At 74.1% G+C, this 20,616-nt stretch carries 21 protein-coding genes; 13 read left to right on the forward strand and 8 right to left on the reverse strand.

The annotated features are described in order from the left end of the window. Positions 1 to 22: 22 nt before the first annotated feature. Entirely contained in the window at positions 23 to 865 is an 843-nt protein-coding gene (locus tag ACIP9D_RS11190; RefSeq protein WP_350869410.1) for an ABC transporter ATP-binding protein, read from the forward strand. Positions 866 to 915: 50 nt separating this feature from the next. Here the strand turns inward: ACIP9D_RS11190 and ftrA are convergent, their stop codons facing one another. After that, entirely contained in the window at positions 916 to 1,953 is a 1,038-nt protein-coding gene (ftrA, locus tag ACIP9D_RS11195) for a transcriptional regulator FtrA (RefSeq protein ID WP_350869413.1), read from the reverse strand. Between the two features lie 70 nt (positions 1,954 to 2,023). Here ftrA and ACIP9D_RS11200 point away from each other — a divergent pair, with 70 nt between their 5' ends. Further along, positions 2,024 to 2,482, forward strand: a complete 459-nt coding sequence (locus ACIP9D_RS11200) for a rhodanese-like domain-containing protein (RefSeq protein WP_350869415.1) — start codon at positions 2,024 to 2,026, stop codon at positions 2,480 to 2,482. Here ACIP9D_RS11200 and ACIP9D_RS11205 read toward each other — a convergent pair. After that, a complete protein-coding gene (locus ACIP9D_RS11205; protein ID WP_350869418.1) occupies positions 2,466 to 3,221 on the reverse strand; it encodes a hypothetical protein in 756 nt (251 codons plus the stop codon). The genes ACIP9D_RS11200 and ACIP9D_RS11205 overlap by 17 nt on opposite strands. A 94-nt stretch (positions 3,222 to 3,315) precedes the next feature. After that, positions 3,316 to 3,798, reverse strand: coding sequence for a DUF6232 family protein (locus ACIP9D_RS11210; RefSeq protein ID WP_350869421.1), 483 nt, complete (start codon positions 3,796 to 3,798; stop codon positions 3,316 to 3,318). Between the two features lie 294 nt (positions 3,799 to 4,092). Between ACIP9D_RS11210 and ACIP9D_RS11215 the strand changes: the two genes are divergently transcribed. Continuing rightward, the gene (locus ACIP9D_RS11215; protein WP_350869424.1) at positions 4,093 to 4,494 is read left to right on the forward strand and encodes a nuclear transport factor 2 family protein; all 402 of its coding nucleotides are present in this window, start codon (positions 4,093 to 4,095) and stop codon (positions 4,492 to 4,494) included. Here ACIP9D_RS11215 and ACIP9D_RS11220 read toward each other — a convergent pair. Further along, positions 4,491 to 5,018: a DUF6232 family protein gene (locus ACIP9D_RS11220; protein WP_350869427.1), complete on the reverse strand. Its 528-nt coding sequence runs from the start codon at positions 5,016 to 5,018 to the stop codon at positions 4,491 to 4,493. The two genes, ACIP9D_RS11215 and ACIP9D_RS11220, sit on opposite strands and share 4 nt — an antisense overlap. A gap of 98 nt (positions 5,019 to 5,116) precedes the next feature. Here ACIP9D_RS11220 and ACIP9D_RS11225 point away from each other — a divergent pair, with 98 nt between their 5' ends. From ACIP9D_RS11225 to ACIP9D_RS11240, 4 genes are all read left to right on the forward strand, one after another. After that, on the forward strand, positions 5,117 to 5,890 hold the full coding sequence (locus ACIP9D_RS11225; RefSeq protein WP_350869429.1) for an enoyl-CoA hydratase-related protein: 774 nt from the start codon (positions 5,117 to 5,119) through the stop codon (positions 5,888 to 5,890). 104 nt (positions 5,891 to 5,994) lie between these two features. Beyond that, entirely contained in the window at positions 5,995 to 7,617 is a 1,623-nt protein-coding gene (locus ACIP9D_RS11230; RefSeq protein ID WP_350869432.1) for an acetolactate synthase, read from the forward strand. A gap of 170 nt (positions 7,618 to 7,787) precedes the next feature. After that, the gene (locus tag ACIP9D_RS11235) at positions 7,788 to 8,759 is read left to right on the forward strand and encodes an ATP-binding cassette domain-containing protein (RefSeq protein WP_350869434.1); all 972 of its coding nucleotides are present in this window, start codon (positions 7,788 to 7,790) and stop codon (positions 8,757 to 8,759) included. Next, on the forward strand, positions 8,756 to 9,565 hold the full coding sequence (locus ACIP9D_RS11240) for an ABC transporter permease (protein ID WP_350869437.1): 810 nt from the start codon (positions 8,756 to 8,758) through the stop codon (positions 9,563 to 9,565). Before ACIP9D_RS11235 ends, ACIP9D_RS11240 begins: the two co-directional genes overlap by 4 nt. Here the strand turns inward: ACIP9D_RS11240 and ACIP9D_RS11245 are convergent. Genes ACIP9D_RS11245 through ACIP9D_RS11260 form a run of 4 tightly spaced genes read right to left on the reverse strand, consistent with a single transcriptional unit; the run spans position 9,549 to position 14,253 of the window. After that, positions 9,549 to 12,941, reverse strand: a complete 3,393-nt coding sequence (locus ACIP9D_RS11245; RefSeq protein ID WP_350869440.1) for a BTAD domain-containing putative transcriptional regulator — start codon at positions 12,939 to 12,941, stop codon at positions 9,549 to 9,551. The two genes, ACIP9D_RS11240 and ACIP9D_RS11245, sit on opposite strands and share 17 nt — an antisense overlap. Before the next feature lie 32 nt (positions 12,942 to 12,973). Then, a complete protein-coding gene (locus ACIP9D_RS11250) occupies positions 12,974 to 13,435 on the reverse strand; it encodes a PLDc N-terminal domain-containing protein (protein ID WP_350869442.1) in 462 nt (153 codons plus the stop codon). A 27-nt stretch (positions 13,436 to 13,462) separates the two neighbouring features. Continuing rightward, a complete protein-coding gene (locus ACIP9D_RS11255; RefSeq protein WP_350869445.1) occupies positions 13,463 to 13,864 on the reverse strand; it encodes a DUF202 domain-containing protein in 402 nt (133 codons plus the stop codon). Beyond that, the gene (locus tag ACIP9D_RS11260) at positions 13,861 to 14,253 is read right to left on the reverse strand and encodes a DUF202 domain-containing protein (RefSeq protein ID WP_350869447.1); all 393 of its coding nucleotides are present in this window, start codon (positions 14,251 to 14,253) and stop codon (positions 13,861 to 13,863) included. Before ACIP9D_RS11260 ends, ACIP9D_RS11255 begins: the two co-directional genes overlap by 4 nt. Positions 14,254 to 14,294: 41 nt before the next feature. Between ACIP9D_RS11260 and ACIP9D_RS11265 the strand changes: the two genes are divergently transcribed. From ACIP9D_RS11265 to mnmA, 6 genes are all read left to right on the forward strand, one after another. After that, positions 14,295 to 15,092 (forward strand): GNAT family N-acetyltransferase, encoded by a 798-nt coding sequence (locus tag ACIP9D_RS11265; protein ID WP_350869450.1) that lies wholly within the window; start codon positions 14,295 to 14,297, stop codon positions 15,090 to 15,092. Continuing rightward, complete coding sequence (locus ACIP9D_RS11270) at positions 15,089 to 15,502, forward strand: hypothetical protein (RefSeq protein ID WP_350869452.1); 414 nt, start codon at positions 15,089 to 15,091, stop codon at positions 15,500 to 15,502. The genes ACIP9D_RS11265 and ACIP9D_RS11270 overlap by 4 nt, the downstream gene beginning before the upstream one ends. Positions 15,503 to 15,907: 405 nt before the next feature. Continuing rightward, the gene (locus ACIP9D_RS11275) at positions 15,908 to 16,687 is read left to right on the forward strand and encodes an electron transfer flavoprotein subunit beta/FixA family protein (RefSeq protein WP_350869455.1); all 780 of its coding nucleotides are present in this window, start codon (positions 15,908 to 15,910) and stop codon (positions 16,685 to 16,687) included. A gap of 11 nt (positions 16,688 to 16,698) precedes the next feature. Further along, entirely contained in the window at positions 16,699 to 17,658 is a 960-nt protein-coding gene (locus ACIP9D_RS11280) for an electron transfer flavoprotein subunit alpha/FixB family protein (protein ID WP_350869458.1), read from the forward strand. Positions 17,659 to 18,096: 438 nt separating this feature from the next. Then, positions 18,097 to 19,275 carry a cysteine desulfurase family protein gene (locus ACIP9D_RS11285; RefSeq protein ID WP_350869461.1) on the forward strand — a complete coding sequence of 393 codons (1,179 nt, stop codon included), beginning with the start codon at positions 18,097 to 18,099 and terminating at the stop codon, positions 19,273 to 19,275. Positions 19,276 to 19,521: 246 nt separating this feature from the next. Further along, positions 19,522 to 20,595 carry a tRNA 2-thiouridine(34) synthase MnmA gene (gene mnmA, locus ACIP9D_RS11290; RefSeq protein WP_350869464.1) on the forward strand — a complete coding sequence of 358 codons (1,074 nt, stop codon included), beginning with the start codon at positions 19,522 to 19,524 and terminating at the stop codon, positions 20,593 to 20,595. Positions 20,596 to 20,616 lie beyond the last annotated feature (21 nt).

The following is a 20,616-nucleotide window of genomic DNA, read 5'->3' on the forward strand; positions in this document are numbered from 1 at the left end:
CGCTGCGTGGTTGGATGGGCGGGTGACTGGTGACCTGATCCCCGGCGCCGCCGGCGCCGCCCCCGCCGCCACCCCCGTGGACGCGGATCTGGTGGTCAGCCTCGACGGTGTCGGCGTACGTCGCTCCGGCACCGCGCTGCTGCACGACATGCACTGGCGGGTCGAGCTGGACGAGCGCTGGGTGGTGCTCGGGCCGAACGGGGCCGGCAAGACGACCCTGCTCAACCTCGCCGCCGGCCGGCTGCACCCGACCACCGGCACCGCGCACGTGCTGGGTGAGCGGATCGGCCGGACGGACATCAACGAGCTGCGTACCCGCATCGGGCTCTCCACCGCCGCGCTGGCCGAGCGGGTGCCGGCCGAGGAGCGGGTCGCCGACGTGGTGGTCACCGCCGCGTGGTCGGTGGTGGGCCGTTGGCGGGAGAGCTACGACCGCTCGGACGAGGCCCGCGCCCGCGCGCTGCTCGGGCAGCTCGGCATCGGCGGGCTCGCCGACCGCCGGTACGGCACCCTCTCCGAGGGGGAGCGCAAGCGGGTGCAGATCGCCCGGGCCCTGATGACCGACCCGGAGCTGCTGCTGCTCGACGAGCCGGCGGCCGGGCTCGACCTGGGCGGGCGCGAGGACCTGGTCGCCCGGCTGGCCGAGCTGGCCCACGACCCGGACGCGCCGGCGTTGGTGCTGGTCACCCACCACGTCGAGGAGATCCCACCCGGCTTCACCCACGCGCTGCTGCTGCGCGAGGGGGCGGTGGTGGCCCAGGGGCTGCTCCGGGACACCCTCACCGGCGACAACCTCTCCAAGACCTTCGGCCTGCCGCTGGTGGTCGAGCGCTCCGGCGACCGGTACACCGCCCGCGCCGCCTGAGGCCGCGCCGCTCCCGCATCCCGCCCGACCCAACAGGCGGCGGCCGGCCTCTACGCCCCGAACTGACGCCCGGCCGTCGAGCCGGTACGGAACGCCCGCCGGTACGCCGACGGCGAGGTGCGCATGGCCCGACCGAAGTGGTGGCGGTAGGTGACCGGCGAGTCGAAGCCGACCATGCCGGCGATCTCCTCGATCGGCACGTCGGTCGTCTCCAGCAGCGTCAGGCTGGCCCGCACCCGCTGCCCGATCAGCCACCGGATCGGGCTGGTCCCGGTGGCCCGGGCGAACTGCCGCAGGTAGGTGCGGGTCGACATGTGTGCCTGCCCGGCCAGCCGGGCCACGGTCAGCGGCTCGGCGAGACGGGCCAGCGCCCAGGCGATGCTGCCGGCGATCCGGTCGTCGTCCGGGTCGGCGGGCACCGGCGCCTCGACGAACTGGGCCTGCCCGCCGTCGCGGTGCGGCGGGATCACCAGCCGGCGGGCCACCGCGTTGGCGATGGCCGCGCCGTGGTCGCGCCGGACCAGGTGCACGCACAGGTCCAGGCCCGCCGCGCTGCCGGCGCTGGTGAGCAGGTCGCCTTCGTCGAGGTAGAGCACGTCCGGATCCACCTCGACGCGGGGATACCGGCGGGCCAGCAGCTCCGCGTACTGCCAGTGGGTGGTGGCCCGCCGGCCGTCGAGCAGGCCGGCGCCGGCCAGCGCGAACGCGCCCGAGCAGATGGACATGACCCGGGCGCCGCGCCGGTGCGCCCGCCGCAGCGCGGTGACCAGTTCTGGCGACGGCTCCGCGGTCACGTCCGGCACCCCCGGAACGATCACCGTCCGCGCGGCGGCCAGCACGTCCAGGCCGTACGGGGTGTGCAGGCTCGCGCCGCCGACCACCGGCACCGGGCCGGGCCGCTCCGCGCAGACCGTGAGGTCGTACCAGTCGACGTCGAACTCGGGCCGGGGCAGGCCGAAGACCTCGGTGACGATGCCGGTCTCGAAGACCGACATCCCCGGGTACGCGAGCACCGCGACGGTCCGCTCGACTGCCGCGTGGGCGCCGGGCCGGGAACGCGGCCGAGGCGCGGCGACCGACTGGACCATGGCGGGATGTTAGCGCAGGACGTCGTTCCCGCCACTCGTCCCGCCCGCCGGCGACGCGCAGGATCGGTTCATGACGAACACCTTCGCCGTCGCGGCGGCCGACCCCGCGTCCGCCGCCGCCCACTTCCGCGCCCGGCTCAGCTTCGAGACCGACGTCAGTGACGTGCACGCCGACCTGAGTGCCGCAGTGCCCGGCCTGGTGGTGGTCGACTCGCGGGGCGCCGCCGCCTGGGCGCAGGGCCACCTGCCGGGCGCGGTGCACCTGCCGACCGCCGAGATCGCCACCCGGGCGGCCGAGCTGGTGCCGCCCGGTTCCGCGGTGGTCACCTACTGCTGGGGACCGGGTTGCAACGGCGCCACCCGGGCGGCCCTGGAGTTCGCCCAGCTCGGCCACCCGGTCAAGGAGATGCTCGGCGGCTACGAGTACTGGGTCCGCGAAGGGCTGCCGGTGGTGACCGGGAGCGGGCTGACCCGCCGCCCGGTCGACGACCTGACCGCGCCCCGGTCGACGATCAGCTGCGACTGCTGACGGAGCCTCTCTGGTCGGCGTCCTCGTCGGAGAGCTTCTCGCCCCGCCGGCGCAGCATGCCAAGCCCGGGAATACCGGCGACGGCGAGCTTCAGATCACGGGTGACGTCGAGCAGGTCGTGCAGGTCGGGGCCGACCCGGTCCAGAGTGGCCAGGATCGGCAGGACGTCGGCCGTGAGGTGTTCCCGCAGCTTCGGCAGCTCGTCGATGAGCCGGATCGCCGCGGTCACCTCCTCGTGGCTGAGCTGCTCGACGAAGCGGGCCGCCATCGGCGCCGCCCGACGCAGCGCCGGCTCGTACGCCGTCAGCAGCTCAGCCGCGGTGGCCGCCGCCTCCGTCGCGGTGCCGACCGTGACCGCCGCCCGACCGGCCACCGAATCCGCCTCGGCGACCACCGTGCCGGCCCGCCGGGACACCCGCTCCGCCTCGCCGACCACCACCGCGGCGGCGGTGGCGACCTCGGTGGCGGTCTCGATCGCGGTGGTCGCGGCGGCGCTGATCACCTCGACCTCCCGCACGGCCTTCTCGGCGTCGGTGAGCACCCGGTCGGTGCGGTCCAGGGTCTGCTCGATCCGGTCCACCACCGCGTTGATCCGCCCCAGCAACGCCTCCACGTCGTCCAGCACCGCGAACGCGCGGGCGGGCACGGCCGCGAACGAGGCGGCCGTGCCGAGGGCCTGGTCGACGGCGGAACGGGTGAGACCGACGACGGCGGCCGGCCGGGGGAGGGGAATCGCCATGGCACCCAGTGTGCGTCGCCGACGCTCGCACCGCCTGTCGGCCGGGTCGCCGCACCCTGCGGCGTCGAGGTGGCGTGCCCCGGGCCCGCGCCGCTCAGCGCCGGTCGGTGTGCTGCTCGACGGCGCGCTGCACCGCCCGGTAGATCTGCCCGAACCGCAACGCGTCCGGGATCCGCAGCAGCAGTTCCTCGCGGCCGTGGTGCTGCACCCAGAGCTCGTGCACCTGGTTGCCGCGCTCGTAGGAGCGGTCCAGCCAGCCCAGCGGCAACTCCAGGAACGGGGTCAGGGCGAGCGCGCCGACCGCGCAGCCGACCAGGATGACCAGCGCGAGCCGCCACTCGCCGCGATCCTGCGCCGACCAGGCCAGCGAGACGACGCAGACCAGCGCCACCAGCGGCGGCAGCGACAGCAACAGGACCAGGACGCCGCGGCCGAGCACCCGCCCCCGTACGCCGATGGTCGCCCGTCCCCGGGCGTGCCAGACGAATGTCACGTCGGCGAGCGCCACCAGGTGCCCGCCCACCCGGATCGACTCGGAGGTCACCTGCACCACGTCGTCCCGGTAATAGACCGTCATCACTCAGCTTAAGCACGCCCCGACAAGCCGCGCCGTCGGTGCCGGTGCCTTGTCCGCGACGCTGTCGAACTGCTCCATATTTGAACCGCCGGGCCGGCGAGATTTGAACCCGACGGGGCCTGACGCGGGCTTTGTTGTTCATATCTGGAGCAGTTCGACAGCCTCCGCTGCTCGACAGCCTCCGCTGCGCGACAGCCTCCGCTGTGCGGCCGGGTCCGCTGTGCGGCCGGGTCCGCTGTGCGGCCGGGTCCGCTGTGCGGCCGGGTCCGCTGTGCGGCCGGTAGCGTCGCGCGGGTGACGGAGCTGGAGCGCAACGTGGAGGTGGTCCGCCGCTACCTGCGGACCTTCGTCAGCAGGGACCTGGCCGAGCTGCGCGCGGTGGTCGCGGCGGATGTGCAGATCTACGGATCGGGCGCCGCGGTGCGCGGACGGCGCTTCGTCGAGCAGGCGGTCATGTCGCCTGGTCTGACCGTGCTCGACCAGCAGATCCTGGAGATCTTCCCGGCCGGTGACCGGGTCACCGTGGCACTGGCGCAGACCTACCGGCGGGACGCCACCGGTGCGACAGCGGTGCAGAGCGCCTGCAAGATGTACCGGCTGGCCGGAGGGGTGATCGTGCAGTTCTGGGGCGAGCAGGATCTCTACGGACTGCTGCGCGGCCTCAGCATGCTGCCCGACGAGCCGATCCGGTTCTAGTCGCGCCGGTCGCGGGCGCGCGATGCGGTCGGACCTGGCGAGGGACGGGCGGCGCGGCCCGCCCGCACGGGCTGCCCGTGTTCCATCGCCCGCTGCACCGCCCGGTAGATCTGGCCGAACCGCAGCGCGTCGCTGGTGCAGAGCAGGCGGACCGGCTGGCCGCGCCAGCGCGCCCAGATCTCCAACTGCCGACTGCCCCGGGTGTAGGACCGGTCCAGGTGTTCGAAGAGGAAGTCGGCGAGCGGGCCGACGGCGAGCCCGACCAGCACGGAGGCGCCGATGATCGCGGTGGTGACGGTGACCGAGCTGTCCAGCCAGAGCGCCAGCGCGACCCCGAACGCGGCCGCCACCAGCGGGCCGGCCAGGGCGGCGCCGATCGCGCCGCGCCCGGCGAGCACCCGCCAGGAGCGGCTGCCGCGCCGGTGCCAGACCATGGTGAGTTCGCGCAGCGGGAACGTCCGGCCGTCCACCCGGACGGCGGTGGAGGTGACCTGCACCGATCGGTCGTCGTAGTAGGTGATCATCGCTGGCCTCCCGGGCCCGGGCCTGATACCAGACTACGTACCCCAACGAGCCGGGCCGTAAGGTTGGCACGCGACTTCGACGAGGAAGTGAGGGCAGCGTGAGCGAGTTCGTGCGGCTGGAGACCAAGGACGGTATCGGCACCATCCGGCTGGAGCGGCCGCCGATGAACGCGCTCAACACCCAGGTCCAGGAGGAGTTGCGGGCCGCCGCCACGGCGGCCACCGCCGACCCCGAGGTCCGCGCCGTCATCGTGTACGGCGGCGAGAAGGTCTTCGCCGCGGGCGCGGACATCAAGGAGATGACCGACATGTCCTACGTGGACATGGCGGAGCGGGCCGCCGACCTGTCCAGCGCGCTCGGCGCGATCGCCCGGATTCCCAAGCCGGTGGTCGCCGCGATCACCGGGTACGCCCTCGGTGGCGGCTGCGAGCTGGCCCTGGCCTGTGACTGGCGGGTGGTTGCCGAGGACGCGAAGCTCGGCCAGCCGGAGATCAAGCTCGGCATCATCCCCGGCGCCGGCGGCACCCAGCGGCTGGCCCGGCTGGTCGGCCCGGCCCGCGCCAAGGACCTCATCATGTCCGGCCGGATGGTCGACGCCCAGGAGGCGCTGCGGATCGGCCTGGCCGACCGGGTCGCCCCGGCCGCCGAGGTCTACTCGACCGCGGTCGAGCTGCTCCGCCCGTACCTCTCGGGGCCGGCTCAGGCGCTGCGCGCGGCGAAGCTCGCGGTCGACGGCGGCCTTGACATGGACCTGAACTCCGGCCTGGCCTGGGAGAGTCAGCTCTTCGCCGCGCTCTTCGCCACCGACGACCGGCGCGAGGGCATGGCGGCCTTCGTCGAGAAGCGCAAGCCGGACTTCACCGGCCGCTGACCGGACCGTCGGGCGAGGACCCGCCCGATGACCTGAAGAGTGTTCACATTCTTCCTACCGGCCAGTAGCGTGTGACTCCGGTCGGGCGACGAAGGGGAGCAGCGATGACGGAGCGGATCGAGGGTCACGGCGGTGAGCTGGCCCTCGCGGCACTACGCGCCTACGGCGTACGGGAGATGTTCACTCTCTCCGGCGGGCACGTCTTCCCGCTCTACGACGCCGCGCACAAGAGCGACTTCCCGATCTACGACGTCCGGCACGAGCAGTCCGCGGTCTTCGCGGCAGAGGCGGTGGCGAAGCTCCAGCGCCGCCCCGGGCTCGCCGTGCTCACCGCCGGTCCGGGTGTCACCAACGGGATCTCCGGCCTGACCAGCGCCTTCTTCAACGCCTCCCCGGTGCTGGTGCTCGGGGGCCGGGCACCCGCGTTCCGCTGGGGCTCGGGCAGCCTTCAGGAGATGGACCACCTGCCGCTGGTCGCCCCGGTCACGAAGCACGCCGAGACGGTGTTCAGCACCGACGACATCCCGCGCGCGGTCAGCGCGGCGCTGACCGCAGCGCTCACTCCGCACCGCGGCCCGGTCTTCCTCGACTTCCCGCTGGAGACCGTCTTCTCCGTCTCCGACGCGGCGCTGCCGACGGTGCCCGGGATCGCACCGGTCGAGCCCGACCCGGACGAGGTCTCCCGGGCGGCGAGCCTGATCGCCGGCGCCGAGCGGCCGGTGATCATCGCCGGCTCAGACGTGTACGCGGGCGACGCGGTGGCCGCGCTGCGCGAGGCGGCCGAGGCGCTGCAGGTGCCGGTCTTCACCAACGGCATGGGCCGTGGCTCGCTCCCGCCGGAGCACCCGCTCGCCTTCGCCAAGGCCCGCCGGGCCGCCCTCTCCGGTGCCGACGTGGTCGTGGTGGTCGGTACCCCGCTGGACTTCCGGCTCAGCTTCGGCGACTTCGGCGACGCCAAGGTGGTGCACATCGTCGACGCGCCCAGCCAGCGCGCCGGGCATGTGCAGCCGGCCGCCGCCCCCGCCGGCGACCTGCGGCTGATCCTTTCCGCGCTGGCCGACCACGCCGGTGACCGGGCCGACCACACCGGTTGGATCGCCGACCTGCGCGCCGCGGAGGACGCCGCCAAGGCCCGCGACGCCGAGGAGATGGCCGCCGAGACCGACCCGATCCGGCCGGCCCGGATCTACGGCGAGCTGCGCAAGGTTCTGGCCCGCGACGCGATCACCATCGGCGACGGCGGCGACTTCGTCTCGTACGCCGGGCGCTACCTCGAGCCGGCGCAGCCCGGCACCTGGCTCGACCCCGGCCCGTACGGTTGCCTCGGCACCGGCATGGGCTACGCGATGGGGGCCCGGGTCAGCCACCCGAACCGGCAGATCTGTGTGCTGATGGGCGACGGCGCGGCCGGCTTCTCGCTGATGGACGTGGAGTCGTTGGCCCGCCAGAAGCTGCCGGTGGTGATCGTGGTGGGCAACAACGGCATCTGGGGGCTGGAGAAGCACCCGATGCGGGCCATGTACGGCTACGACGTGGCCGCCGACCTGCAGCCGGAGCTGCGCTACGACCACGTGGTGAGCGCGCTCGGCGGGGCCGGCGAGACGGTGGCGAAGGCCGCCGACCTCGGGCCGGCGCTGCAGCGCGCTTTCGACGCCGGGGTGCCGTACCTGGTGAACGTGCTCACCGACCCGGCGGACGCGTACCCCCGCTCGTCCAACCTCGCCTGAACCTCCCAGCCGCCGCCGTCGCCGAAGCCCGGCGACGGCGGCGCCCGGTTCCGCCACCAGCAAAATCAGCAGCGTGTCAGCGCCTGTCGTCGTAACGTCAGCGCCGGATCGACGGAGTGTCAGCGCCGTCGTTCATGGTGGTGACACCAGCGAGGACGACAGGAGTTGCGATGGACTACGCGATCCGCGCCGAGGGACTGGTGCGACGCTTCGGCGCCACCACCGCCCTCGCCGGAGTTGATCTGGCGGTCCCGACCGGGACCGTCTTCGGGCTGCTCGGGCCGAACGGCGCCGGCAAGACCACCGCGGTGCGGGTGCTCGCCACCCTGCTGCACGCCGACGAGGGGCGGGCCACCGTGGGCGGCTACGACGTCGTCCGCGACGCCCACCAGGTACGCCAGCTGATCGGCCTGACCGGTCAGTACGCCTCGGTGGACGAGACCCTGACCGGCACCGAGAACCTGCTGCTCATCGGCCGGCTGCTCGGCCTGAGCCGGGCCGATTCGCGGGCCCGGGCCGGGCAGCTGCTCGCCGACTTCCAGCTCACCGACGCGGGTGACCGGGCGGCCAAGACCTACTCCGGCGGCATGCGCCGGCGGCTCGACCTTGCCGCCAGCCTGGTGGGCCGGCCCCAGGTGCTCTTCCTCGACGAGCCGACCACCGGCCTCGACCCGCGCAGCCGCAACGAGTTGTGGGACATCGTCCGGTCGCTGGTGGCCGACGGGGTGACCGTGCTGCTCACCACCCAGTATCTGGAGGAGGCCGACCAGTTGGCCGGCGAGATCGCGGTGGTCGACCACGGCCGGGTGATCGCGCAGGGCACCCCGGAGGAGCTGAAGGCCAAGACCGGCGGGCAGAGCCTGGCGGTGCGGCCGGCCGACGTCGCCGACCTGCCCACCGTGGTGAGCATCGTCGGTGCGGTGGCCGGCGTCGCTCCGGAGGTCGCCCAGAACACCGTCACCGTGCCGGTGAACGATCAGCGTGTGTTGCCCGCCGTGGTTCGTCGCCTCGACGAGGCCGGGATCATCGTGGCCGAGCTGGCGTTGCGCGGGTCCAGCCTGGACGAGGTCTTCCTGTCGCTGACCGGCCACCGGGCCGAGGACGACCCGGCCGCCGCCAACCTCGAAGGGAGCGTGGCATGACCAGCGCCACCCTGACCGCCCCGCTCGTCCCGGCCCGCCGGCTCGGCATCGGCGCCGGTCTGCGGCACACCCTCACGCTCGCCTGGCGCAGCCTGGTGCAGATCAAACACAACCCGATGGAACTGCTCGACCTGAGCATCCAGCCGGTGATGTTCGTGCTGCTCTTCACGTACGTCTTCGGCGGGGCGATCTCCGGCTCGCCGGGCGACTATCTGAAGTTCGCGCTTCCCGGGATCATCGTGCAGAACGCCTTCTTCGCCACGATGACCACCGGCTTCGGGCTGAACAACGACCTCACCAAGGGCGTCTTCGACCGGCTGCGCGCGCTGCCGATCGCGCGCTGGTCCCCGCTGGCCGGGCGGATCCTCGCCGACACCGTCAAGCAGGCCTGGTCGGTGGCGCTGCTGATCGGGGTCGGCATGATCCTCGGCTTCCGGCTCGGCAACGGCCCGCTCGGGCTGCTCGGAGCGTTCGCCCTGCTGCTCGCCTTCTCCCTCGCCGCGGCGTGGATCTCGGTGCTGGTCGGGGTGCTGGTTAGCGAGCCCGACAAGGTGCAGATCTTCGGCTTCATGGTGATCTTCCCGCTCACCTTCACCAGCAACGCGTTCGTGCCGACCGAGACCATGCCGGGCTGGCTGCAGAGCTGGGTCGAGGTCAACCCGGTCACCGTGCTGGCCGACGCGCTGCGTGGCCTGCTGGTCGACGGGCCGGTGGCCGGCCCGGTGGTGCAGTCGCTGATCTGGGCGGCCGCCATCGCGGTGATCTTCGCGCCGCTGGCGGTGCGCGGGCTCAAGCGTCGAGTGTGACCCGGATCAGCTCGCACGCCTGATCGGGCCGGGTGCCCCGGCCGCCCGCGTACGCCTCGGCGAACTCCGGTTCACCGAGTGCCTCGTGGGCGGCCCGGGTCACCCGGGCCGCGTCCAGGGAACCGCGGTCGCTGCCGCCCCGGACCCCGTCGGCCCCGCCGAGCAGGGTGGCCGCTTCAGCGGGGCGCCCCGCCCGCAGCGCCAGGTCGGCGTAGCCGACCAGCACGATCGAGACCACCGGGGCGTCCGTCGACTCGATCGCCAACGCCAATGCCCGGTCGAGGTGGGCCCGGGCGGCGGGCAGGTCACCGACGGCGGCCGTCACGTGGCCGAGCGCGGTGGTCACCATGGCCCGCCACTGTGGCGCCACGTTCCGCCGGCCGACCACCGCCGCGGCGCGCTCGGCCCAGCGCGCCGCCGCCGGCCAGTCTCCGGCGTCGCGGAGGAGATCGCTGTAGGCGAATGCCACTGCGGCCCGGGGCTCGTCGGCGCCGAGCCGCTCGGCCTCCCGGTACGCCTCGTCGAGCAGCGCGCGCGCCTGGTCCCGGTCGCCGGCCTGCCACCAGAGGTGGGCGAGCTGGGCCCGCATCTGTGGCACGTCCTCGGCCGCCCCCAGCAACTCCACGTCCCGCAGGGCCTCGCGCAGGTGCGCGATGGCGGTGGCGTGGTCCCCGCTCCGGGTGGCCAGGTCGGCGAGGGAGAAGCGGCTGGTCGAGATCCCCCACCGGTCGCCGGCCGTCTCGAACAGCTCCAGCGCGGCCCCGAAGTTCCCGGCGGCCTCCTCGGCCGGCGATCCGCCGTTGAGCACCATGTGCCCGTGCATCAGCCGGGCCACCGCGGCCACCCAGGGCTCCGGGTCGGTGAAGAGCTTCCGGAGCGCGGGCAGCGCGGCCCGCGGGTCGGCCAGGTCGACCATCCCGGACATGGGCCCGACCAGGCGCAGCATGATGTGCTCCGACGTGTCGTCGGCCAGCTCGGCGGCCCGCCGCATCCAGGCCCGGGTTCCGTCCAGGTCGGCGTGGCCGGCCAGCAGGTTCATCCCGCCGACCGCGTAGGCCGTGGCCAGCGCCTCGGGCGGCAGTGGCGCCGCCGTCCGCTCGGCGAGTGCGACGACCTCGCGGGTCAGGTCGGCGCCCTCGGCGCGCTGCCCGCGCAGCCACCAGTACCAGCCGAGCGCGCCGACGAGACGGACCGCCGTGCCGGCGTCGCCGGCGCCGATCACCCAGCGCAGCGCGGCGTGCAGGTTGTCGTGGTCGGCGCGCAGCCGTGCGATCCACCGCAGTTGCTCCGGCCCGCGTAGCTCCGGATCGGCCCGCTCGGCCAGGGCGAGGAACTCGGCGGCGTGCGCCTGCCGCATCCGCTGTCCCTCGCCTGCCTCGGCCAGCCGGGCCAGGCCGTACTCGCGGATCGTTTCCAGCATCCGGTAGCGCGGTTCCCGGTCGCCGACGGCGAGCACCAGCGACTTCTCGACCAGGGCGCTGAGCCGGTCGAACACGTCGTCCGGGGGCAGCTCGCCGCCCGCGCAGACCCGCTCGACCGTCGCCGCGGTGGCCCCGCCGGTGAAGACGGCCAGCCGCCGCCAGAGCGCCCGCTCCGCCGGGTCGAGCAGGTCCCAGCTCCAGTCGATCACCGCGCGCAGCGTCTGGTGCCGGGGCAGCGCGGTCCGGCTGCCCCCGGTAAGCAGCCGGAACCGGTCGTCCAGCCGGGCCGCCACCTGGTCGGCGGTCATCGACCGTAGCCGGGCGGCGGCCAGCTCGATGGCGAGCGGGATGCCGTCCAGTGCTCGGCAGATGCCGACCACCGCGGCCACCGTCCCGGTGTCCACCCCGAAGTCCGGCCGCACCGCGCCGGCCCGGTCGATGAAGAGCCGCACCGAGGGGTACGCCGCCGCGGCCGCCGGATCGGCGCCGGGCGGTGGCAGGGCGAGCGGCTCCACCGGGCGCAGCGTCTCGCCGGTGATGCCGAGCGGCTCCCGGCTTGTGGCCAGTACCCGCAGGTCGGGGGCGGCGCCGAGCAGCCGGTCGGCCAGCTCGGCGGCGGCGTCGAGCAGGTGCTCGCAGTTGTCCAGCACCAGCAGCGCGCACCGGGGGGCGAGCGCCTCGATCAGCCGCGCCGTCGGGTCGGCCGCCTCACCCGGCGGCACCCGGGGTCGACCGGCGATCAGTGCCTGCTCGCGCAGCCCGAGCAGGGCGAGCACCGCCTGCGGCACCTCGGCCGGATCGGTGACCGGGGCCAGTTCCACCAGCCAGACGCCGTCCGGGAAGCGGTGCGCGACCGCGCGTCCGGACTCGATGGCCAGCCGGGTCTTGCCCGCCCCACCCGGCCCGGTCAACGTGACCAGGCGGGAGCGGCCGAGCAGGTCACCGACCCGGTCGACGGCGGCCTCCCGACCGACGAAGCTGGTCAGCGTCGCCGGCAGCCCGCCGGGCTTGTGCACCGGGAACCGCGCGGCGGCGGGGTGCTCGTCGGTGGGCGCGGCCCGTTCGGCCCGCAGCGGCGCGGCGGCGCCGGGGTGCCGGTCAGCAGGCGCCGTAGGAGCGGCCTGAGCGGGCCCGGGTGTGCCGTTCACCGGCCCGGCGCCCGGCATGGTCGGGGCGCCGAGATCCGGTGCCGCCTCGGCGTACCTCGGGTGCTGGGTGCCGGCGGCCGGCTCACCGCGCAGTACGGCCAGGTGCAGGGCGTTGAGTTCCGGCCCCGGGTCCGCGCCCAGCGTCTCGGCGAGCGTGGTCCGCAGCCGGTCGTACTCGGTCAGCGCCTCGGCTGGCCGGCCGGCGCGGTGCAGCGTCAGGATGAGCTGGTGGGCGAGTCGTTCCCGCAGCGGATGGGTGGTGACCAGCTCGCGGAGTCGGGGCAGCAGGGCGGCCGGGTCCTCAGTCGCGGCGCGCGCCTCGATTAGGTCCTCGGTGCCGGCCAGCCGCAGCTCGTCGAGGCGGGCCACCGGCGCGCGGGCGAAGTCGGCGTCCGCGGCGTCGGCGAGGGCCGGTCCGCGCCAGAGGGTGAGCCCCGCGTCGAGCCGCCGCGCCGCGTCGGACGGATCGGTGGTGAGCAGGGCCCGGCCGGCGGTCAGTGCCGCCTCGAACCGGTGCACGTCGACCGCCGTCGGTTCGACCGCGAGGCGGTAGCCGCCCGGGCCGGCCTCGACGGGAAGCCCCGGCGCGGCTCGGCGTAGCCGGGAGACCAGTGCCTGGAGCGCGTTCACCGCGCCGGCGGGGGGTTGGCCGTCCCAGACTGCGTCCACCAGCCGCCCGGCGCTGACCAGCCGGCCCGGCTCCAGGGCGAGCACGATCAGCAGTCGACGCAGCCGCGCACCGCCGACCTCGACCGGCGCCCCGGAGTCGGTGTGGACTTCCAGCGGCCCGAGCAGGCTGATCCGCACGTGGTCGATTCTGCCGTGCCGCCGTCGCCCAGCTACACCTCCGGGCGGTCCTCCTCGCGCGGTGGTTCGCTGTCGCGGGGACGCAGCGGCGGCTGCGGCCCGTCCGGCGGTGTCCCCTCGCGGCTGCGCAGGTCGTCCTCTCGGCGGCGCAGGTCCTCTTCCCAGCGGCGGAAGAGCTCCTGGTCGTCGGGGCGGGACCGGTCGGCGAGGGAGCCGAGGAACTCGGGGTCGTCGTCGGGGGCGACGGGACGAGGGCGCTCGCGCGCCGGCGTCCACCGCTTGGGCCCGGAGGTGGCCGGTCGGCCGGGGGCGGTTTCCCGACCGGCGACGAACCAGGCGATCGAGCCGATCAGCGGGAAGAACAGGATGATCAGCACCCAGGCGATCCGGGGCAGGGCGCGGATCTCGCCCTCCTCGGCGGAGAGACAGCTGATCAGGGCGCAGACGGCGAGGACGATCTGCACCAGGAAGAGGAGGGCGTAGAGCCGGGCCATGCGCCCATCATCGCGCACCCGGCCCAGTCACCACACCCCGCGTAGCACCACCAGCACGGCCAGCAGGGCCAGCGCCGCCGTGCCCACGCCGGCCAGCGGCAGGGTCCGCCCACCGCTGCGCGCCGGTCCGGTCCCGGTGCCCCGCCACCAGCAGAGCAGCAGGAGCCCGCCCGAGGCCAGCACGGTGAGGGCGGCGAGCAGCGCGCCGGCGAGGTCGCTGGCGAGGGCTATCCGGAGGGCGAGCACGGCCACCACGGTCACCGAGAACCCGGTACGCCGCCAGGCCAGTCGGGTCCGCTCCGGTTGCAGCCCGGGGTCGGGCAGCGGCCGGCCGGCGGCGGACGCCGCACCCCGGCCCGCCCTGCCTGTCGGGCCGGACGGTGGCTCCGGGCCGGGCACCGGGCCCGGCGGCCGGCGTGCCCGGCTCACCGTCCGCCGACGGCTCGGAGCAGCACCGCGACCACCAGCAGCAGGGCACCGAGGCCCACGGCGAGGGCGAGCACCGCCGGGAACCGGGAGGCGGGCAGCTCCTCACCGAGCCGGATGGCCCGTTCGGTACGCGCCCAGTGGTCGACCGCGCGGATCGCTACCGCGCCGCCGAGCAGCAGCAGCGCGATCGCCATCGCCTCACGCAGGTGCCGCAGCGGCAGCGGCGGCAGGAACTGGGCCACGGCCAGCCCGCCGGCGACCAGCGCCAGAGCGGTACGCAGCCAGGCGAGGAACGTCCGCTCGTTGGCCAGCGAGAACCGGTAGTCCGGGGTGTTGCCGACCGAGCGCAGCTCCCGCGGGTCGAACCAGCGCCTGATCGACTCCCACACGTCGCCCATTATCCGCTGGCGTCCGGTCGTAGCCTGAAGCGATGACGGATCTTGATGTGGCCACCCTGCGCAACGCGTACGACACCCAGCTGCGACCGGAGCTGCCCGACCCGCTGCCGGCCGGGGTGACCGTCGAGCGCGACGGGCCGCTGCACCGGGTGCTCGGGCTCGACCGCCGTGGTTTCCTCACCTACCAGGACCTGGGTGGGCTGACCGGCGCGGCGCTGGACGATCTGATCGCGCGGCAGGTGGAGCTGTTCCGGCAGCGCGGCGAGCCGGTGGAGTGGAAGCTCGCCGGGCACGACGAGCCGGCCGACCTGCCGGACCGGTTGCGGGCCGCCGGGTTCGTGCCGGAGGAGCGGGAGACCGTGGTGATCGGCCCGGTCGCGCCGCTGGCCGCCATGCTCCCGGTGGTGCCCGAGGGGGTACGCCTGCGGGAGGTGACCGCCCGGGCGGACCTGGAGCGGATCGTGGCGATGGAGGAGGCGGTCTGGCAGGCCGACCGGAGCCATCTCGCGGACGCGCTGGCCCGGGAGATCGCCACCGACCCGCACTCGATCACCGTCGTGGTGGCCGAGGCGGAGGGGACGGTGGTGAGCGCCGGCTGGGTCCGCTACCTGCCGGCCACCGGCTTCGCCTCGCTCTGGGGCGGTTCGACCCTGGCCGAGTGGCGGCGCCGGGGGATCTACCGGGCGCTGGTGACCTACCGGGCCCGGCTCGCCGACCAGCGGGGACACACCCTGTTGCAGGTCGACGCGTCCGACGACAGCCGGCCGATCCTTCAGCGGCTTGGGTTCGTCCCGGTCACCACGACCACCCCGTACGTCTACACTCCGTGATCATGGAGCAGCGGTTGACGGACGAGGAGCGGCTGACGCTGAAGACGGGGGCGTTCGGCGCGGTCTTCCTGGTCTCGAACGCCGACCCGGGGATGCTGTCGGTGCTCAGGGAGAGCGCGGCCGCCTCCGGGGCGTTCGCCGACGCGAGCGGCATGGTCAAGGAGGCGCTCACCACCGGCCCGCTGCCGAAGCTGCCCCGCGACTCGGCCCTGGAGATCGAGTCGACGGTGCTGCCGGCGCTCACCCGGGCGCTGCGGATCCTGCACGCGAAGTCACCGGCGGAGGTGGCGGCGTACCGGTCGGTGGTGCTGGCCGCGGCCGATCGGGTGGCCCGGGCACACGCCGGAGTCGCCCCGGCCGAGGCGGCGGTGATCGAGCGGATCAGGGCGGCGTTGGCCGAGCCGGCGTGAGTCCGGCGGTCGGCGCGGGCACCCGGCGCGTCGGCGACCAGAGCGCCCGGACGGTGGCCCGGACGCAGCGGTCCCGCACCCGGCCGCAGGCACAGCGGTACGTGTCGGACAGCAGTCGGCGGCAGCCGTCGGAGCGGCCGGCCGGTAGGCCAGGCCTCTTTCCTGATCGTTGCCCACTATCCAACATGTCCCGATACCTCCCGATATGCAACTTTACTCAGGCGGAGGCGGCGCGGTGAGCTGTGTCACTCCGAGCGCCCGGGAGGCCGAACCTACTGGCAGGTAACATGGCCTTCGTGGGCAACTGCACAGCAGCTCGCGGTTGACCGGGCGTCAACTGACAGGCGAGGCTGCGCCCACCGGGCGAGCGATCGCAACACCACACAGGAGGGTCGTCGAAGCGCGATGAACATCGTCGTACTCGTCAAGCAGGTGCCTGATTCGGGCGCGGACCGCAACCTGCGCAGTGACGACAACACCGTCGACCGCGGTTCGGCGAACAACGTCATCAACGAGATGGACGAGTACGCCATCGAAGAGGCGTTGAAGATCAAGGAAGCGCACGGCGGTGAGGTCACCATCCTGACCATGGGTCCGGACCGGGCGACCGAGTCGATCCGCAAGGCCCTCTCCATGGGCCCGGACAAGGCCGTGCACGTCGTGGACGACGCCCTGCACGGCTCCTGCGCCGTGGCGAGCTCGAAGGTGCTCGCCGCCGCGCTGGGCACCCTCAACGCGGACCTGGTCATCTGCGGCGCCGAGTCCACCGACGGTCGGGTGCAGGTCCTGCCGCACATGATCGCCGAGCGGCTGGGCGTGGCGGCGCTGACCGGCGCCCGCAAGCTCACCGTCGACGGCGGCACGCTCACCGTCGAGCGGCAGACCGAGGAGGGCTACGAGGTCATCACCGCCGCGACTCCCGCCGTGGTCTCCGTCTGGGACACCATCAACGAGCCGCGCTACCCGTCCTTCAAGGGCATCATGGCGGCCAAGAAGAAGCCGGTGCAGACCCTCTCCCTGGGTGACCTCGGTGTCGCCCCGAGCGAGGTCGGCTTCGACGGCGCGACCAGCGCCGTGCTGGAGCACGCCAAGCGCCCGCCGCGCTCCGGCGGCGAGAAGGTCACCGACGAGGGCGAGGGCGGCGTCAAGCTGGTCGAGTTCCTCGCCACCGAGAAGTTCGTGTGAGAGGTCTGGACATGTCTGAGGTTCTCGTCGTCGTCGAAGCCACTCGGGAATTCGGCGTCAAGAAGGTCACCCTGGAGATGCTCACCCTCGCCCGCGAGCTGGGCACGCCCAGCGCCGTGGTGCTCGGCGGGCCCGGCGCGGCCGAGGCGCTGAGCGGCAAGCTGGGCGAGTACGGCGCGGAGAAGATCTACGCCGCCGAGGGCGAGGAGATCGACGGCTACCTGGTGGCGCCGAAGGCCACCGTGCTGGCCGAGCTGGTCAAGCGGGTCCAGCCCGCGGCGGTGCTGCTCGCCTCCTCCCAGGAGGGCAAGGAGATCGCCGCCCGGCTGGCGGTCAAGCTGGACAACGGCATCCTGACCGACGTGGTGACCCTGACCGCCGATGGCACCGCCACCCAGGTCGCCTTCGCCGGTTCCACCATCGTCAAGAGCAAGGTCACCCGTGGCCTGCCCCTGGTCACCCTCCGGCCGAACTCGGTGAACCCGGTGCCGGCCGCCGCGACCCCGGCGGTCGAGCAGCTCAGCGTCACCGTGGCCGACACCGACAAGCTGGCCAAGGTGGTGGAACGGGTCGCCGAGCAGAAGGGCTCCCGGCCCGAGCTGACCGAGGCGTCGGTGGTCGTCTCCGGCGGTCGCGGCGTCGGCAACGCCGACAACTTCAAGCTGGTCGAGGAGATCGCCGACCTGCTCGGCGGTGCGGTCGGCGCGTCCCGGGCGGCCGTCGACTCCGGCTTCTACCCGCACCAGTTCCAGGTCGGGCAGACCGGCAAGACGGTCTCCCCGCAGCTCTACGTCGCGCTCGGCATCTCCGGGGCGATCCAGCACCGGGCCGGCATGCAGACCTCGAAGACCATCGTCGCGGTGAACAAGGACGCCGAGGCGCCGATCTTCGAGCTGGCCGACTTCGGCGTGGTGGGCGACCTGTTCAAGGTCGTCCCGCAGGCCGCGGAGGAGATCCGCAAGCGCAAGTGACGCGGGGTTTCCGGGGGCGGCAGGTCGTCGCCTCCGGGCCGGAGACACCACGAGTGGCCATCCGCTGCCGGATGGCCACTCGTCGTGCATGTGCTGCGGGAACCGCCGGCGAGGGAGCTGATCGGCGGGCCGGGGAGCTGAGCCGGCCCGCCGATCAGCCCGTCAGGGTGCCCCTGGGCGTGCGGTCGCCGCAGGAGGCAGGCTGTGTCGCTCGGCGGAAGACGTCGACAACCGAGTATGCCTTAGCCGCGGCGATCGGTGGCACCGCGGGCCGTGCTACCCGACGTGAATCGCCCGCGACCCCTAGTACCCCGGCACGTCCCGGGCATTCATCGCCGGCCGTACGCGGTGGGCGACGTCCCCGGCCCGGCTCACCGCGCTCACCGACGGTGCCCTCGGCCGTCGGGCGCCCACCGCCCGGCCGTAGGCTGAACGGTGATGGCTTACCTGGATCACGCGGCGACCACTCCCATGCTCGACGAGGCACTGGAGGCGTACGTCGCCACCGCCCGCGAGGTCGGCAACGCGTCGTCGCTGCACGCGGCCGGCCGGCGCGCCCGTCGCCGGGTCGAGGAGTCCCGGGAGCGGGTGGCTGCCGCGCTCGGCGCCCGGCCGTCCGAAGTGATCTTCACGGGCGGCGGGACGGAGAGCGACAACCTCGCGGTCAAGGGCATCTTCTGGGCCCGCCGAACGGCCGACGGCGCCCGCCGCCGGGTGGTCTCCAGCTCCGTCGAGCACCACGCGGTGCTGGATTCGGTCGACTGGCTCGTCGCGCACGAGGGCGCCGAGGTCGGCTGGCTGCCGGTGGACGGCGCCGGCCGGCTGGACCCGGCCGCGCTGCGCGCCGAGCTGGCGGCGCACGCCGACCAGGTCGCCCTGGTCACCGCGATGTGGGCCAACAACGAGGTCGGCACCGTCCAGCCGGTGAGCGAGCTGGCCGCGGTCGCCGCCGAGTACGGCGTGCCGTTCCACACCGACGCGATTCAGGCGGTCGGCCAGGTGCCGGTGGACTTCGCCGCCAGCGGCGCGGCCGCGCTGACCGTGACCGGGCACAAGCTCGGCGGCCCGATCGGTGTCGGCGCGCTGCTGCTCGGCCGGGACGTCGCGGCGACCCCGCTGCTGCACGGCGGCGGCCAGGAGCGCGACGTCCGCTCGGGCACCCTCGACACGGCCGGCATCGTGGCCTTCGCGGTCGCTGTCGAGGCGGCGGTCAAGGGTCAGCAGGAGTACGCGGCCCGGATCGCCGCGCTCCGCGACGACCTGATCGAACGGGTCCGCCAGGCGGTGCCCGAGGTGATCTACAACGGCGATCCGGCCGATCGGCTGCCCGGCAACGCGCACTTCTCCTTCCCCGGCTGCGAGGGCGACGCCCTGCTGCTGCTCCTCGACGCCCAGGGCATCGCCTGCTCCACCGGTTCCGCCTGCTCGGCCGGCGTCGCCCAGCCCTCGCACGTGCTGCTGGCGATGGGCGCCGACGACGACCGGGCCCGCTCGTCCCTGCGGTTCACCCTCGGACACACCTCCACCACGGCAGACGTGGACGCGCTCATCGCCGCACTTCCCGCCGCCGTCGACCGGGCCCGCCGCGCCGCCTCCTACCGCACCCCCCGCCCCTGACCCGCACCCCCACCCCCGCCCACCCTCACCCACCCTCACCCACCCCCCGCCCCACCGCCGCACCGCCGCACCGCCCCACCGCTGCGTGGATCATGCAGTTGTGGTGCCCGTTCTGCCCCGGTAAGTACACCTTGTCCGCCACCAGAACTGCATGATCGGCGGACCCGGCGGCGGGGGAGCGGGGTGCGTGGATGAGGGGTCGCGGGCGGGGCGGATAGGGTTGTGGTGCGGAAGGGAGTGTGGCTGGTGAGGGTCTTGGCGGCGATGTCCGGCGGGGTGGATTCGGCGGTCGCGGCGGCGCGAGCCGCCGAGGCCGGGCACGACGTGACCGGCGTGCACCTGGCGCTCGCGCGTAACCCGCAGACCTACCGCACCGGGGCGCGCGGCTGCTGCACGCTGGAGGACTCCCGGGACGCCCGGCGAGCCGCCGACGTGATCGGCATCCCGTTCTACGTCTGGGACATGGCCGAGCGGTTCCACGCCGACGTGGTGGACGACTTCGTCGCCGAGTACGCGGCGGGCCGTACCCCGAATCCCTGCCTGCGTTGCAACGAGAAGATCAAGTTCGCGGCGGTGCTGGACCGCGCGGTGGCCCTCGGGTTCGACGCCGTCGTCACCGGGCACCACGCCCGGCTCGGCCCGGACGGCCTGCTGCGCCGCAGCGTCGACGTCGCCAAGGACCAGTCGTACGTGCTTGCCGTGCTCACCCGCGCGCAGCTGGACCGGTCGGTCTTCCCGCTCGGCGACTCGACCAAGGCGGAGGTCCGCGTCGAGGCCGCCCGCCGTGGGCTGGCCGTCGCCGACAAGCCGGACTCGCACGACATCTGCTTCATCGCCGACGGCGACACCCGGGCGTTCCTCGCCGGCCGGCTGGGTGAGGCGCCCGGCGAGGTGGTCGACGCGAGCACCGGCGCGGTGGTCGGCAGCCACAGCGGCGCGTACGCCTACACCGTCGGCCAGCGGCGCGGCCTGCACCTGGATCGGCCGGCCCCGGACGGCCGACCCCGCTACGTGCTCTCCATCACGCCGAAGACCAACACGGTGACCGTCGGCCCGGCCGAGGCGCTGGAGGTGTCCCAGGTCCGCGCCGAGCGCCCGGTCTGGACCGGTGGCCCGCACCCGGACGCGCCGGTCGAGTGCGAGGTGCAGCTGCGCGCCCACGGCGAGGTGGTACCCGCCACCGTGGCGCTGGCCGGCGACACCCTGCACGCCGAGCTGCGCCGGCCGGTCCGCGGCGTGGCCGCAGGCCAGGCCGTGGTGGCCTACCGGCCCGACCCGGCCGGTGACGTGGTGCTCGGCTCCGCCACCATCACCGGTTGACCTGTGGCGGCGCGCACGCGG

It is taken from the genome of Micromonospora sp. NPDC093243, assembly GCF_044753725.1.
Taxonomy (GTDB): domain Bacteria; phylum Actinomycetota; class Actinomycetes; order Mycobacteriales; family Micromonosporaceae; genus Micromonospora.